Below are 15,116 nucleotides of genomic sequence, written 5' to 3'. Positions count from 1 at the left end.
CCCCTCATCCCCTGGCCTGCCGCGATTGTGCCGGCACCTGGGCTGAGCTGGCTGCGTCCGCGCGACGATCGCGGTGAGGACCGGTGTGGTCAGGCAACGAGCCGGTCGAGGTGGTGGTCAAGTCGAGGTGGTGGTCAAACAGTCGGCGGCGTCCGCGCCACCTCCGCGACAGCGCCGGCGACCTGCTCGGCGCTCAGGTCGTCCAGGCAGGCCGGGCCGTCCGGGGCGAGCGGGCAGCGGGCCGTCCACCAGCACTCCTGCTCGGTGATCGCGAGGGGTCGGCGGACGGCGCAGTCCGGCAGGCCCTGCAGGTCCGCGCCGAGGGTGCGCCGCGGGCGCCGGGCGTCGGTGCCCGCTGTGCCGCCGGCCAGCCTGCGATCGGCCAGCCTGGTGCGTGTGGCCGACCCGTCCTGCCCGACCAGCCCGTAGCGAGCGGCTGTGCTGGGGCCGAACAACGTCACGGTGGGAGCGCCGACCGCGGCCGCCAGGCGCACCGGACCGGTGTCGCCGCCCACGACGACGCCACCGCGTTCCGCCACCGCCGCGCACAGCCCGGCGAACTCCCGCAGCGACAGCGGGGGCACCGCCACCGCCCTCGGCACCGCCGTCCCGTGCGGGTGCAGCAGCGGGTGACCCCGGGCGGTGAGCAGGCGGGCGAGTTCGGCCCAGCGCGGCGCCGGCCACCGCTTGACCGCCATCCCCGCGTCGGGGACCAGCAGCACCGGCACGCCCCCGCCGGCCGTGCCGGACGCCGTGCCGCCGGGCGTGGTGCCGCCGGGCGTGGTGCCGCCGGGCGTGGTGAGTGCGACGAGGCGGTGCCGGCCCTCGGTGAGCTCGCCGGAGTCCAGGGCCACCTGTCCCGGCGGGCGTTCGCCGAGCTGGTCGGGCTCGCGCCGCCCGCCCGCGGGTCGGTCGGCGCCGTCGGGGAGCCGGAGCCAGCCGTCGGCGGCGAGTAGCCGCACGTAGCGGTCGCCGATCGGCTCGTGCGGGCCGGGGCCGCGCCACAGGTCCGTCACCGCGAAGCGGGGCCGGCCGGATTCGATCGCCGCCGGTACGCCGCTGTGCCGGGTCGTCGTCACGGCCAGATCCGGACGGCGCGCCATCGCGTCACGGACGGCGGCCTGCACGGCGCGCCCGCCGTGGTCGGTCAACGGGAGGATCTCGGCGACCCGTGGGTCGCCGTGCAGCAGCTCGACCGCCGGGGTGAAGGTGAGCACCCGAAGCCGCGCGCGGGGATGGCTGTCGGCGAGCAGGTGGATGGCCGGCAGGGCGATGAGCAGGTCGCCGATACCACCCAGCAACTCGACGAACAGGATCTCGCCGATGCCCGGAGCCGTCGCCGGGCCTGCGCCGGCCGGGCCTGCGCCGGCCGCGCCTGCGCCGGCCGGGCCAGCGGTGGACGGAACCGCGGTGGACGGAACCGCGCCGGCCGGGATGGCGGTCATCGGCGGGGCTGCGGTCGGGCGTCGTCGGCGAGCACCTGGTGGTAGAGGCGGGTGTGGGCCGCGCCGATCGTGGGCCAGGTGCGGGCGGCGACCAGGCGCTGCCCGCCGGCCGCCACCCGCGCCCGCAGCGCCGGATCCCCCAGCGCGCGATGCAGCGCGGCGGCCAGGGGCACCGGGTCGCGTACCCGGTCGGCGACGAGGACCGTCCGGCCGTCGACCAGCGCCGGATCGGGCGGGTCCGCGGCGGTGACGATCGTCGCCAGCCCGTGGGACAGGGCGGCGGCCAGCGCCCCGCTCTTCGTCGTCACGCCGGCGGTGAACGGCAGGACGCACACGTCGGCCGCGGCCAGGATCTCCGAGACCTCGGCGGCGGGCAGGTGCCCGGTGAAGGTGACCAGGTCGCCGACCCCGGCGGTGTGGGCGTGCTCGGTGAGCTCGCGGCGGAACGCCGCCGCCTCGGCCGTGGGCAGCGCGAGCGAGGTGAATCCGCCGACGATCGCGAGGCGTAGCCGCGGCCGCCGCGTGTGCAGCGCGGCGACGGCGTCGATCAGGTAACGCACGCCCTTCACCGGATGGACGAAGCCGAAGAACACCGCCACCTCGGCGTCGGGCGGCGCGTCCAGCCGGGCGTGTAGCCGGGCGCGGGAGGGGAGCGGGGTGGCGCGGGGGATGTTCGCGGGGACCGGCACCGTCTGGGTGGTCCGGCCGAAGCGGGTGTGCACGGTGGCGGCATGGTCGGGGTTGGTGACGATGAGGGCCCGCGCCCGCGGGACGAGGGTCAAGGTCTCCCGATCCCACCAGCCACGCCGTTCCGGCACCCGCCACAGCGCCGCCGGCAGCCGCGACGGCCATGCCCACCAGCCGTACTCGTGCAGCGTGGCCACCCAGACGGCCCCTGCGGCGGCCAGGACGGGCAGCAGCCCCGGGGCCGGGGAGAACCCGAACGCCGACGGGGCGAACTGCACGTGGACCACGTCCGGCCGTAGCCGCCGCAGGGCCTGCGCGGTGGCGCGCAGACCCGCCGGCCCCCAGCCCCGTCCGGTGGCGACCACCGGCAACGTGCCGGTGTCGCCGTCGAGGCGTCCGGCGGTGACCAGCACGGGTTCGACGTCGTCACGCAGCGCGGCGGCGAGCCGGACGGTGTAGTCGGCGACGCCGTCCTCGGCGGGGGCGAGACTGCCGCAGACGAAGGCGACCCGCGGCCGCCACCCGCCGTCGCCCGGGCGCTCGCGTCCGGTTGCCGGCGACCCGGCCGGGGCGGCTCGGTGAGCACTCCCGGGCATGCGGGAGGCCTACCCGCTCCGGCGGTGCACCATCGTCTACCAGCATTGATTACGTTGAGTAGTAGTTTTGTTGCCGAGGGTCCGGGAATCGGGTGGGGAGCGCCGCCAACGACGCAAACGACGGGGGAGGGCAGACGTGGGCCGCCATCATCCGGCCGCCGGCAGCGGCGGCCCGCTGGACCTCGCCGACGCGCGCCGGATCCTGGCCGTCCGCCCGGACAACCTCGGCGACGTCGTGCTGCTCACCCCGGCACTGCGGGCCCTGCGCGCCGCGGCGCCCGCCGCGGAGCTGGACCTGCTGACCTCCCCGGCCGGCGCCGCCGCCGTGCCGCTCATCGACGACGTCGACGAGGCGATCGTGGCCCGCGTGTGCTGGCAGGACGCCGGCGGGCGGGCCGTCGAGCCGGGGGAGCAGGACCGGCTCGTCGGCGCCCTCGCCGCCCGCCGCTACGACGCCGCCGTCATCTTCACCTCGTTCTCGCAGTCGCCCTGGCCCGCCGCGTTCGTGTGCGCGCTGGCCGGGATCCCGGTGCGGGTCGGCGCGTCGCGGGAGTTCGGCGGCTCGCTGCTCACCCACTGGGTGGACGACCTGCCCGGCGGCGTTCATCAGGTCGACCGGGCGCTGTTGCTGCTGCGCCACGCCGGGCTGCCCGCCGCTGGCAGCCATCCCCGCCTCACCGTGCCCACGCAGGCGCGCACCCGTGTGCGTCCGCTGGTCGAGGCCGGCCCGTACGCGGTGCTGCTGCCCGGCGCGAGCTGCTCGTCGCGGCGTTACGATCCCGACCGGTTCGCCCAGGTCGCCGGCCTGCTCGCGGGGGAGGGGCTGCGCGTCCTCGTCGCCGGGACGCGCGAGGAGGCGCCCCTGGTCGACCGGGTCCGCGCCGGGGCCGGTCCGGCCGGACGGGGGCTCGCCGGCGCCCTCGACGTGCCGGGGCTGGTCGCGTTGCTCAGCGGGGCGGCGGTCGCCGTCAGCAACAACTCGGCCGGGGCGCACCTGGCCGACGCGGTGCGCGCGCCCGTCGTCACCCTGTTCGCCGGCACCGAACGGGAGGCCGAGTACCGGCCGCGCGCCGGGCGCGCCGTCGTGCTGCGCCGGGCGACGCCGTGCTCGCCGTGCCGTGCCTTCACCTGCCCGTTCGAGCAGGAGTGCCTGGACCTGACACCGGTCGAGGTCGCCACCGCCGCGCTCGGTCTCTGCGCCCGGGGACGTGCCGCGTGAGCGCCGCGCTGCGCCGCGCGCCCTGCGCGACCGGCGAGGTGGGGGCCGAACCGGCGGGTACGGCGGCGGCCGGGGTGGCGGGCGAGGCGGGGCTGTCCGGGCTGCTTGACCGGTTCGCCGACCTCGACCTGCTCGTGGTCGGCGACGCGATGCTCGACACCTGGCTGTGGGGGCCGCCGCGGGGACTGTCCCGGGAGGGCCCGGTGCCGGTCGTGTCGGTGACGGCCCGCACCGAGTCCCCGGGCGGGGCGGGCAACGCGGCGCTGGCCGGATCGGTCGTCGGCGCGCGCGTCCGGCTGGTCGCCATGGTCGGCGACGACGCCGACGGCCGCCGGCTCGCTGACCTGCTCGACGCGGGCGGGGTCGGCACGGCCGGCCTGGTGGCGGAGCCGGGCCGCGCGACGCTGGCCAAGCGGCGGATCTGCTCGGGCAACCACCTGCACCTGCGCTGCGACACCGGCGACGAGACTCCGCCGGCGCCCGCCACGGCCGCCGCGCTCGCCGCCGGTGTGAGGGCGTCGACGCCGGCCGCCTGCGCCGTGCTGGCCTGCGACTACGGCGCCGGGATGTTCACGCCGGAGCTGATCGACGCGGTCGGCGCGGCGGCCCGCGCGGCGGGGCGGCGGCTCGTCGTCGACGCCCACGACCCGGGTCGCTGGGCGGGGGTCCGGCCCGATCTGGTCAAGCCGAACGCCGGCGAGGTCGTGGCGCTGCTGCCACCCGGCGCCCGCGACGCGTTCGCCCGCGACCGCGTCGCCACCGTGCGCCGCTGCGCCGGGCCGATCCTCGCGGCCAGCGGCGCCCGCCTCGCCGCGGTCACCCTGGACCGGGACGGCGTCGTCGTGCTCAGCCGGGACGACGAACCGTGGCACCTGCCGGCCGGCACCGACGCCCCCGACGAGCGGACCTCGGGTGCCGGCGACAGTTTCATCGCCGCGATGGTCCTCGCCCTCGCCGCCGGCGCCGCCCCGCGCGCCGCCGCCCGGCTCGGCTCGCTCGCCGCCTGCGCCGCGGTGTCCACCCCGGGCACCGGCACCTGCTCGGCGGCGGACCTGCGGGCCCGCCTGCGTACGACCGGTGACGGCCGCGACGGCGACCCCGCGGGCGGGGTCCGCGGCGCCGTTCTCGACGCCGCGGCGCTCGCCGACGCGGTCGCCGCGCACCGCTGCCGGGGCCGGCGGATCGTGTTCACCAACGGCTGCTTCGACGTCGTCCACGCCGGCCACATCGCCTACCTGCACGCCGCCCGGCACCTCGGTGACATCCTCGTCGTCGCAGTCAACAGCGACGCCGGCGTGCGGCGACTCAAGGGCCCGGACCGGCCGATCAACTCGCTCGCCGACCGGCTCGCGGTACTCACCGCCCTGGCCGCCGTGGACCACGTCGCCGTGTTCGACGACGACACCCCCGAACGGCTCCTGCGCGCGTTGCGGCCCGACGTCTACGTCAAGGGCGGCGACTACACCGAGTCGATGCTCGCCGAGGCGCCGCTGGTCCGGGCGCTCGGCGGCGAGGTGCGCTTCGTCGACTACGTCGCGGACCGGTCGACGTCGGACCTGCTCGGGCGCATCCGCCGGCGCGGGGCGGCACTGCCATGACGGGCGGGTTGGACGTGCTCATCCCGACCTGCGGGCGGCCGGCGGCGCTGGCGGTGACCCTGGCCGGGCTCGCCAACCAGAGCGCCGGCGGGTTCCGCGTCGTCGTGTCCGACCAGAGCCCCGCGACGCCCGCCGCCGACGCGCCGGAGGTGCGGGCGATGGCCCGCCGGCTGCGCCGCGGCGGCCACCGGGTCGACCTGTACCACGGCCACCCGCGCCGCGGTCTGGCCGAGCATCGCCAGTTCCTGCTCGACCAGGCCGACGGCGAGTACGTCCTGTTCCTCGACGACGACGTCTTCCTCGACGCGTCCACCGTCGCCCGGATGCTGGCGGCGATCGGGGAGCTGCGCTGCGGGTTCGTCGGCTGCGCGCCGCAGGGCCTGAGCTACCTCGACGACGTCCGCCCGCACGAGTGGACCGCCTTCGAGGAGGTCCGCGGGCCGGTGCGCCCCGAACGGGTCCGCAAGGGCGGACCGGCCTGGGAGCGGTGGCGGCTGCACAACGCGGCGAACCCGGCCCACCTCGCCGAGCGGGTGACGCTGCCGGCGGGCGGCTGGCTGGCCTACCGGGTGACCTGGATCGCCGGCTGCGTGCTCTACGACCGCGCCGTGCTCGTCGACTGCGGCGGCTTCGAGTTCTGGCGGCGGCTGCCCGCCAGCCACCGGGGCGAGGAGATCGTCGCCCAGCTCCGGGTGATGCAACGGGCCGGCGGTGTGGGCCTGCTGCCGTCGGGCGCCCAGCACCTGGAACTGCCCACGAGCGTCGTCGATCGCGACGTCGACGCCTACGCCGAGATCGTCGAGACCGACGACCGCGACCGCGACTGCGACCGCGACCGCGACTGCGACCACGACCGCGACTGCGACCGCGACCGCGGGGGGACGGGGACCGGATGAGAATCCTGCTCTGGCATGTGCACGGCTCGTGGACGACGTCGTTCGTCCAGGGCGGGCACTCCTACGTGGTCCCGGTGCTGCCCGGCCGCGGCCCCGACGGCCTCGGCCTCGCCCGCACCTACCCGTGGCCGGGCACCGTCGCCGAACTCGGACCGGACGAGCTGCGCGACGCCGGCGTCGACGTCGTCGTCCTGCAGCGCCCGCACGAGCTGGAGCTCACCGAGCGCTGGTTGGGCCGGCGGCCGGGCCGCGACCTGCCGGCGGTGTACGTCGAGCACAACACCCCGCGGGGCGACGTGCCGCTGACCCGCCATCCCGTCGCCGACCGGCCGGAGCTGCTGCTCGTCCACGTCACCCACTTCAACCGGCTGTTCTGGGACGCCGGAAACACCCCCACCCGGGTCGTCGCGCACGGCATCGTCGACCCCGGCGACCGCTACACCGGCGAGCTGGCCCGCATCGCGGTGGCGGTGAACGAGCCGGTGCGCCGCGGCCGGGTCACCGGCACCGATCTGCTGGCCGGGTTCACCCGCGCCGCCCCGGTCGACGCGTTCGGCATCGGTGTGGCCGCGCTGCCCGCGCACACCGGCCTGCCGAGGGCGCGGCTCGCGGTGTTCGACGACCTCGCCCAGGCCGACCTGCACGACGCCCTCGCCCGCCGGCGGGTGTACGTCCACCTGCCGCGCTGGACCTCCCTGGGGCTGTCCCTGCTGGAGGCGATGCAGCTGGGCATGCCGGTCGTCGCGCTGGCGGCGACGGAGGCGACCGAGGCGGTGCCGGCCGAGGCGGGGGTGCTGTCCACCGATCCGGCGGTGCTCGTCGACGCCGCCCGCCGGTTCCTCGCCGATCCGGAGCTGGCCCGCGCCTACGGCAAGCGGGCCCGCCAGGCGGGGCTCGCCCGCCATGGCCTCGGGCGTTTTCTGGCCGACTGGGACGACGTCCTCGCCCAGGTCGCGCGATGACCCCCGCGACGGCGGTTTATCCATTCATACGCCCGGATATGTGGATCCCATGGCAGTCGGGCCGGAGCCACCAGTCGGGACCTTTCTCGACCGGTTCGTCCTCCCGTCGGGTCCGGACGCTCCGGGCCGGGCGCGCCAGCGGCTGACGGCGGACCTGACCGGCCGGGGCGTCCCGGCGGAGGTGACCGAGACCGTCCTGCTGCTCGCCAGCGAGCTGGTCACCAACGCCGTGCTGCACGGCCACGGCGAACCGGTGGTGGAGATCCGGACCACCGATGACCTGGTCTGGGTGGGCGTGCGGGACCCGGACCGCCGGCGGCCGCAGGTGCGCCACGTCGACGCCGACTCGCTCGGCGGACGCGGCCTGCACCTCGTCGACGCGCTGGCCGAGGACTGGGGCGCGGCCGCCGTCCCCGGCGACGGCAAGACCGTCTGGTTCCTCCTGCGCCGCTGATCCCGGCCGCTCCCGACGTCACGAAGCCTCGGCACGATGGGTCCGCGATCTGGCCGGGACGGCGAGGGGACGGGTCGGGCGCGGCAGCGTGAGGCAGACCAGCGCGGCGAGGACGACCGCGGTGACGATGATGATCCAGCCCAGGTCGTAGGCGTCGGTGAGCGAGCCGAGGTCGTCGCCCGTCGCGCCGCCGAGCGCGGCGACGAGCAGGGCGGTGCCGATGACGGTGCCGATCTGGCGGGCCATGGTCACCACCGCGGAGCCGGTCGAGAAGCTCGCCGGGGGCAGCGCGGTGACGGCCGCGCTGATCAGCGTCGGCAGGATCAGCCCGACGCCGACGCCGGTGAGCAGCATCCCGGGCAGCATGGCGCCGACGTAGTCCGGCTGCGGCGCCATCCGCAGGATCCACCAGCCGATCCCGGCCGCGAACACGCCGCAGCCGCCGGCCGCCACCCGCCCGGGCCCGAGGCGGGCCACCAGCGGCCCGGCGGCGAGGGCGAGCCCCGGCACCATCAGCGGTCCGGGGGCGATGGCGAGCCCGGTCCGCAGCGCCGACCAGTGCCAGCCGTCCTGACACCACAGCACGGCCGACAGCAGCATCGCCGCGAACGCGACGCTGAACACGAACGCGGCCACCGCCGCGGCGCTGAAGGTCCGCACGCGCAGCAGCGGCAGCGGCAGGACCGGCGCGGGATGACGCGCCGAGCGGTGGAGGAACCCGGCCAGCAGCAGCACGCCGGCGAGCAGCGACCCGACGATCCGCGCCGAACCCCAGCCCCAGTCTGGCCCGCGCACCAGCCCCAGCGCCAGCGCCGCGATCCCGACCGTCAGCACGACCGCCCCCGCCAGGTCGGTACGCCCCGCGCCGGGGCGCCGCGGCAGGTGGGGCAGCACCCGCGGTCCGGCGACGAGCACGGCGAGCCCGACCGGCAGGTTGACCAGGAACACCCACCGCCAGTCCAGCTCGGTCAGCAGGCCGCCGGCGACGGGCCCGAGCGCGGCCGCGAGCCCGCTCACCGCCGTCCAGGCCCGCACCGCGGCCCCGCGCCGCTCGGGCGGCGCCGCGGCGAGCAGCAGGCCGAGGGAGGACGGGGTCATCACGGCGGCTCCCGCCGCCTGCAGCACCCGGGCGGCGACGAGGAACCACACCGCGGGGGCGACGGCGCACAGCGCGGAGGCGGCGACGAAGATCCCGATGCCCCACAGGTAGGCGCGGCGCGGGCTGGTCCGGTCCGCGAGGTTCCCGGCCGGCACGAGCAGCGCGGCGAACACGACGGCGTAGCCGTTGAGCACCCACGACAGCGACGACAGCGACGAGCCGTCGAAGTGCCGGCCCACGTCCGGCAGGGCGACGTTGACGACGAACAGGTCGAGGTTCGACATGGCGACCCCGGCCGCCACCACCGCGAACACCCGCCCGAACCGCCCACCGCCCACGGGGCTCTCCTTCATGCTCGCTCCTCGCTCGCACAGTGAGTCCGAAAATCAAACTGACTGGTCGAGGGGAAGCCTAACCCCAGCGGGTTGGAGAATCCAACGATGGTCGTGGGGCTCGCTGGCCGTCGAGCTGCCTGGCCGTTCGAGGCTGCCTGGCCGTTCGGGGTGGCTGGCCGTTCGGGGTGGCTGGCCGTCGGGCTGGCGGGCGGGGCGGGCGCGGGCCGCCGGAGTTGGTGGGTGACGTCCGTGGACGGTGCGTCGGCTCCGGCGGCGCCACGCCTGCGGTCACCAGACGACGGGCAGGGTCTCCGGTCGGCCGATCGGCGCCTTGAGCTCGTAGCGCAGTTCGGCGGGCGCCACCGCGAGCCGCAGTCCGGGCACCGTCTCGATCAGCGCGGTGAGCACCTCGGTCAGCTCGACCCGGGCCAGGTGCGCGCCGATGCAGTGGTGCACGCCGGCCCCGAAGGTCAGGTTCGGTACGGGCTCCCGGGTCAGATCGAGGCGGTCGGGGTCGGTGAACACCGCGGGGTCGCGGCTCATCGCCGCCAGGGGCACGACCACCACCTCCCCGGCGCGCACGACGAAACCGCCCAGGTCGACGTCCTCGGTCGCCACCCGCGGGAAGGTCATCGACAGGGGGTGGTAGCGCAGAAGCTCCTCGATGGCGTTGGGCATGCCGCTCGGGTCGGCGACCAGGGACTCCCAGTGCGACCGCTGGGTGAGCAGGGTCGTGATGACGTTCGAGATGACGCCGCCGGTGGTCTCGAATCCGCCGATGAGCAGGGTCATCGCGAGCGAGTGCAGTTCAGGCTCGGTGAGGGTGCCGTCGTCGTCGGCCGCGGCGATGAGAACGTCGAGCAGACCCTCCGGGCTGTGGGTGTCGCCGGCGGCGGCCTTGCGCGCACGCACCAGCTCGCCCATGTACCCGTAGAGGGCGAAGAGCCCCTCGGCGGCGCCCTTCGGGTCGAGATGGAACCGGAACAGCGACTCGCTCCAGGTCCGGACCTTCTCCCGGTCGAGATCGGGGACGCCGAGAAGCTGGCAGATCACCTCGATGGGCAGATGGAACGCCAGGGTGCGGATGTCTCCCGGCGCGCCCTGGGCCGTCATCGCGTCGATCCGGGCCCGGGCCGTCGCCGCGATCCAGGGCCGCATCCGTTCGATGCGACGGTGGGCGAATCCGGCGTTGACCATGCGTCGGATCCGGGTGTGCTCCGGCGGGTCGAGCCAGAGCATGGAGTTCGGATCGGGCATCTGGCCCGCCGTCAGGGGCGGGGAGAAGTCCAGCGTCCGGGTGCGGGAGAAACGGGAGTCGGCGAGCATCGCCCGGGCCGGCGCATAGCGGACGATCAGCCAGATCGGGAGCTGGCCGGGACCAAAACGCACCCGGATCGCGGGTGCTTCGCGCGCATATTCTGCCAGCCGTTCCGAGGAGTGTGGAGAGAATGTGTCGTCAAAGGGAAACGAGGGGATTTCCTGATCGTTCTGCACGGCTTCCGTAATGGACATGGAGGGAGAACTTCCTTTCGCTGCCAGGGCGGGGGGAGCAGCGCGCCGATCGTTGCACGCCGGTTGGCCGCACGTAGTGAAGACGATCGAAAAAGCAGGTCGGAAGCGACGCCCGGACAGCTTGTCGCCAACATGCTCTGCACACGTCCCGCCGCTGGCAGGAGAAGGTCACCCGCCGCGCCGCCGCATTGTCGGGCGCTAGAATTCGCCACCGCCGCGCCGCCCGCGGGCGCCGCCGCCGCCGTCGCCACCGTCCGCCACCACCGCCGCGGCCGCTGTCGCCGCGGCCACCCGATGGCCGGTTCCCCCGGACGTTTTGTGATCCCCCGAACACGTTGCCGGCACCCCACCGGAGTGCCCATCTGGCCGGTCCTGACCCGGTTCACGTTGACGCCGTGCCTGTCCGTGGGCCAGATTGGCCCCGCATACGAATCCGACATTCAACCCAAATGGGCCATTACTGGTCCTTGCCGAGGAGAGTGCCGTGACGCTACTGGTCCGCTGGTGCCAGCGGTACCGATGGCTGGTCGTCGCGGCGTGGGTGGTAGCGCTGATCGCCGCGACGAACGTCGCCCAGGAGAAGGGCGCCCGGTTCAGCCAGGATCTCGGCGTCACCGGCGCCGAATCGCAGCAGGCGATGGACCTGGTGGCCGACATCATGCCCAACCGGAGACTGCCGGACCTGGAGATGATCGTCGTGCGCGCCCGGGCGGGTGACGTGCAGGCGCCCGAGGTGCGGGCGCGGGTCGCCACGATGATCGCGCAACTCGGCAAGCTCCCCGGCGTCACCGGCGTGTTCGACCCCTACAGCCCGCTCGGCGCCGTGCCGCTCGGTGGCAGCCCCCTGAGCGCGGACGGGCACACCGCGATCGTCTCCGTGCTCATGAAGGACGCGCCGACCACGCCCGACCTGCCCGCGATGCGCCGGCTGATCGCCACCGCCCGCGACTACGACGCGCCCGATCTGCAGGTCGAGGTCACCGGGCCCGCCACCACCGTGGTCGTGCAGGGGACGATCTCCCCCTGGCCGATCGCGATCGGCATCGGCGTGGCGCTGCTCATCCTCTGCCTGGCGGTGCGCTCGCCGGCCGCCGTCGCCGTGTGCGCCGTCGCCGCGGGGGCGGCGACCGCGGGGGCGCTGGCCGCCGTCACCCTGCTGTCCCACCGGGCCAACGTCATGCAGCTCGCGACGTTGCTGGCACTGGTGCTCGGCTTCGGGCTGAGCCTCGGTTCCGCCCTCGTCGTCGTCAACCGCTGCCAGACCGACCTGCGCCGGGGACGCGGACCCGCCGACGCCGTGCGCGCGGCGATGCGCCATCCCGGCCGGGCGACCGTCGCGGGCAGCCTCGGGCTCGCCGTGGTCATGCTCGGCACCAGCGCTTTGCGCCTCAGCGTGTTCGACGGCCTCGCCCTGGCCGGGTTCACCGCCGCCGCCGTGAGCATCCTCGTCGTCGTCACGCTGCTGCCGGCGATGCTGGCGATCTCCGGGCGGGGCCTGCTGGTCTGGGCCGAGCGGACCCACCTGAGCGTCACCGGGACCGGGCTGCCGGTGCGCCCCGGCCTGCGGTCCTGGTGGGCGGGCACCGTCGGGCGCCACCCGCAGGTGCTGGCCGGCGCCGCGGTCGTGCTGCTCACCGTCCTGGCGCTGCCGGTGGTGGGCCTGCGCCTCGGCGGCACCGACAACGGCGTCGACCCGACGTCGACGACGAGCCGGCGCGCCTACGACCTGGTCAGCGACGAGTACTTCCCCGGCCTGAACGGGCAGCTGATCGTCATGGCCACGGGGATCTCCGCGGACCAGCCGAACGCCGTGCCCCACCTGCTGACGGCCCTGCAGGGCACCCGCGGCGTGCAGCGGGCCTTCCTCGTCCTGCAGAACGCCCAGGCGGCGAGCGCCCTGATCCAGGTGTTCCCGAACGACCCGCCGCGATCGGCGGCGGCCAGCGACCTCGTGCACCGCCTGCGCGACTCCACCGTGCCGGCGGCGATCGCGGGCACCTCCCTGGAGGTGTACATCGGCGGCCAGACGGCGATCTTCGAGGACATGTCGGACCGCTTCGCCCGGGTCCTGCCCGCCTTCCTGATCCTGGAACTGGGCGTGCTCGGCGTCGCGGTCCTGCTCGGCCTGCGCTCGGTGCGCCACAGCCTGGCGATCACGGCGGCCAGCATGCTCGCCCTCGCGGCGACCATGGGCGTCATCACCTCGGTCTTCTGCAACGGCTGGCTGGCCTCCGGGCTCGGCGTGCGCACCGGCCCGATCGAGCCGTTCATCCTCGGCCTCATCCTGATCATCGTGTACGGGCTGTCGATCGGGATGCACCTGACGCTGCTCAACCGGCTGCGCGGCTCCGCCGACGCTGCCGATCCCCAGGCGGAGGTCAGCAGCCGGCATGCGGACGTCGGCGGTGTCGTCATCACCATCAGCATGATCATGGTCGCGGTGTTCGTGGCGCTCACGACGCAACAGGTGCGGATGATGAAGCTGCTCGGCATCGGACTGTCCGTCGGGGTGATCCTCGACGCCCTCGTGCTGCGGCTGGTGCTGCTGCCCGCGCTCATCCACCTGGTCGGGCTGGACCATCATCGCGGCGACCCGCCGCGGCCCACCCCGCCTGCCCCGCCGCGCCGCGGCTCGCGCCGCCGGCTGCTGCCGCTCGGCGCGTCGACGTCGACGTCGACCAAACGCACCGGCCTGGTCCGCCTGTACATCGCCGGCGCCGGCCGCCCCGACGGGGGCCCGGGGGCCGGCAGCAGCGCAGCCACCGTCGCGGGCGGCGGCCTACCGCCGTTCCCCCGGCCGCGCATCCCCCGGCCGCGCACACCCGTGCGCGGAGTCCGCGGTGCGCACCGGCCGGCGCACCCGCCGGCTCACCCGCCGGCTCACCCGCCGGCCGCGGCGCAGGCGTCGCTCAGCACGCCGGTGGGCGAGCCGAGCAGGAATCCCTGCCCGTAACGGATCCCGGTCTCGCGGGTGGTGAGCAGCTCGCCGGCCGTCTCGATGCCCTCGGCGACCACACCGCCGCCGATCTCCTCGGCGACGTGCACCAGGCCCGTCGCGACCGCGCGGCGGGCCGGGTCGGCGTCGATGCCCTGGGTCAGGCTGCAGTCCATCTTGATGATCTCCGGGCGGAGCCGGACGAGCTGCTCCAGCCCGGCGTAGCCGGCGCCGACGTCGTCGGCGGCCAGGCGGACCCCGAGCCGGCGCAGCCGGGCCAGAGCACGGGTGACCTCGGGGGCGTCGGCGATCCGCTCGTGCTCGGTGATCTCCACCAGGAGGCGCTCCGCGTCGGTTCCGCTGATCATCTCCACCAGGCCGGCCGACAGGGTGGTCGCGGAGGCGTTGACGGCGAGGCCGATCTGCGCGGGGATCTGGGGGAGCGCACCCAGGGCGCGGCGCACCGCGGCCAGCTCCAGCTCGACGGTCAGCCCGACCGCGCCGGCCGCCGCGAACCACTGCGTGGTGCTGCGCGAGGAGTCCGGAAACCGGGACAACGCCTCCACCCCGATGATCCGCCCCCGCTCCAGGTCGAACACCGGCTGGAAGGCGAGCGCCGGGCCGCCCTGGTCGATCAGGCGGCTGACGTCCAGCCAGACCTGACTGCGTGCCTGCCACATCCGGTGCAGGTCGGTCACGGAGTCGCGCAGGATCTCGGCGAGCATGCGCAGGAACCGGCCATCGCGTTCCCGCAGCTCGTAATGGGGCCGGTGGGCGATGCAGCCGAGCAGGCCGTAGAGCGCGCCGTCGCCGTCCACCACCGGCACGGCGGCGTAGGAGCGGATGTCCAGTTCGCGCGCGACGGGCGAGTCGGCGGTGCGGGGGTCGGCGAAGGTGTCGGGGATGAGCGCCGGCAGCCGCCCGCTGAGCACCTCGGCATACAGGCCGGTCTGTCGCCGCACGGTGGACCCCTGGGTGAGGTGGAAGGACCCCCCGTCGCCGTTGAGGACCTGGATGACGAGCACGTCGCCCTCGATCCGGCCGAGCCACGCCGCGTCCATCCCGAGATGCCTGCGTAGCACGCCGAGCAGCTCGACCACCGCCGCCGACGGTGTGGCAACCTCGGCCGTCGGCCCGAGCAGCGTGGACGCGCGCACCGTCATCGGCATCACCTCCCCGCGAGGTGTCTGTGCCCGCGAGCGCGTCCACGCACACGCGCGCCCGCCGCCGCCCTGCCGCCGTGACCCGGACAAACACGCAGGTCAGGGGCTTGTCTGTGGTCTGCATCAGATCAGCGCAAATTCGGTGCTTTATGCACGCGAGAGCGGGAAGGGCCCAGAGCGAGGGCAGCAACGCCGCGGATCCGACCAGGTGGAGT

At 75.3% G+C, this 15,116-nt stretch carries 11 protein-coding genes; 6 read left to right on the top strand and 5 right to left on the bottom strand.

The features are described 5' to 3' along the window. Window positions 1–134: 134 nt before the first annotated feature. Window positions 135–1,445 carry a glycosyltransferase family 9 protein gene (locus tag FRAAL_RS17220; protein WP_011605066.1) on the bottom strand — a complete coding sequence of 437 codons (1,311 nt, stop codon included), beginning with the start codon at window positions 1,443–1,445 and terminating at the stop codon, window positions 135–137. Continuing rightward, window positions 1,442–2,728, bottom strand: a complete 1,287-nt coding sequence (locus FRAAL_RS17215) for a glycosyltransferase (RefSeq protein WP_011605065.1) — start codon at window positions 2,726–2,728, stop codon at window positions 1,442–1,444. Before FRAAL_RS17215 ends, FRAAL_RS17220 begins: the two co-directional genes overlap by 4 nt. Before the next feature lie 136 nt (window positions 2,729–2,864). Here FRAAL_RS17215 and FRAAL_RS17210 point away from each other — a divergent pair, with 136 nt between their 5' ends. Genes FRAAL_RS17210 through FRAAL_RS17190 form a run of 5 tightly spaced genes read left to right on the top strand, consistent with a single transcriptional unit; the run spans window position 2,865 to window position 7,857 of the window. Continuing rightward, window positions 2,865–3,947, top strand: coding sequence for a glycosyltransferase family 9 protein (locus FRAAL_RS17210; RefSeq protein ID WP_011605064.1), 1,083 nt, complete (start codon window positions 2,865–2,867; stop codon window positions 3,945–3,947). Next, complete coding sequence (gene rfaE2 / locus FRAAL_RS17205; protein ID WP_231861053.1) at window positions 3,944–5,545, top strand: D-glycero-beta-D-manno-heptose 1-phosphate adenylyltransferase; 1,602 nt, start codon at window positions 3,944–3,946, stop codon at window positions 5,543–5,545. Before FRAAL_RS17210 ends, rfaE2 begins: the two co-directional genes overlap by 4 nt. After that, on the top strand, window positions 5,542–6,441 hold the full coding sequence (locus FRAAL_RS17200; RefSeq protein WP_011605062.1) for a glycosyltransferase family 2 protein: 900 nt from the start codon (window positions 5,542–5,544) through the stop codon (window positions 6,439–6,441). Before rfaE2 ends, FRAAL_RS17200 begins: the two co-directional genes overlap by 4 nt. Continuing rightward, complete coding sequence (locus FRAAL_RS17195; protein ID WP_041939416.1) at window positions 6,438–7,403, top strand: glycosyltransferase; 966 nt, start codon at window positions 6,438–6,440, stop codon at window positions 7,401–7,403. Before FRAAL_RS17200 ends, FRAAL_RS17195 begins: the two co-directional genes overlap by 4 nt. Window positions 7,404–7,452: 49 nt before the next feature. Next, window positions 7,453–7,857: an ATP-binding protein gene (locus FRAAL_RS17190; RefSeq protein WP_041939415.1), complete on the top strand. Its 405-nt coding sequence runs from the start codon at window positions 7,453–7,455 to the stop codon at window positions 7,855–7,857. Between the two features lie 18 nt (window positions 7,858–7,875). Here FRAAL_RS17190 and FRAAL_RS17185 read toward each other — a convergent pair whose 3' ends face one another. After that, the gene (locus FRAAL_RS17185) at window positions 7,876–9,309 is read right to left on the bottom strand and encodes an MFS transporter (protein WP_011605059.1); all 1,434 of its coding nucleotides are present in this window, start codon (window positions 9,307–9,309) and stop codon (window positions 7,876–7,878) included. Between the two features lie 270 nt (window positions 9,310–9,579). Next, a complete protein-coding gene (locus tag FRAAL_RS17180; protein WP_011605058.1) occupies window positions 9,580–10,803 on the bottom strand; it encodes a cytochrome P450 in 1,224 nt (407 codons plus the stop codon). 484 nt (window positions 10,804–11,287) lie between these two features. Between FRAAL_RS17180 and FRAAL_RS17175 the strand changes: the two genes are divergently transcribed. Next, entirely contained in the window at window positions 11,288–13,756 is a 2,469-nt protein-coding gene (locus tag FRAAL_RS17175; protein ID WP_231861052.1) for an MMPL family transporter, read from the top strand. On the opposite strand, the gene FRAAL_RS17170 is transcribed toward FRAAL_RS17175, so the two are convergent. Next, on the bottom strand, window positions 13,684–14,901 hold the full coding sequence (locus tag FRAAL_RS17170; protein ID WP_041940658.1) for a sensor domain-containing phosphodiesterase: 1,218 nt from the start codon (window positions 14,899–14,901) through the stop codon (window positions 13,684–13,686). The genes FRAAL_RS17175 and FRAAL_RS17170 overlap by 73 nt on opposite strands. Window positions 14,902–15,116: the final 215 nt, after the last annotated feature.

This window comes from Frankia alni ACN14a (genome assembly GCF_000058485.1).
GTDB lineage: Bacteria > Actinomycetota > Actinomycetes > Frankiales > Frankiaceae > Frankia > Frankia alni.
Note: the sequence above shows the minus strand (reverse complement) of the source record. Positions and strands in the feature narration are given on the sequence as shown.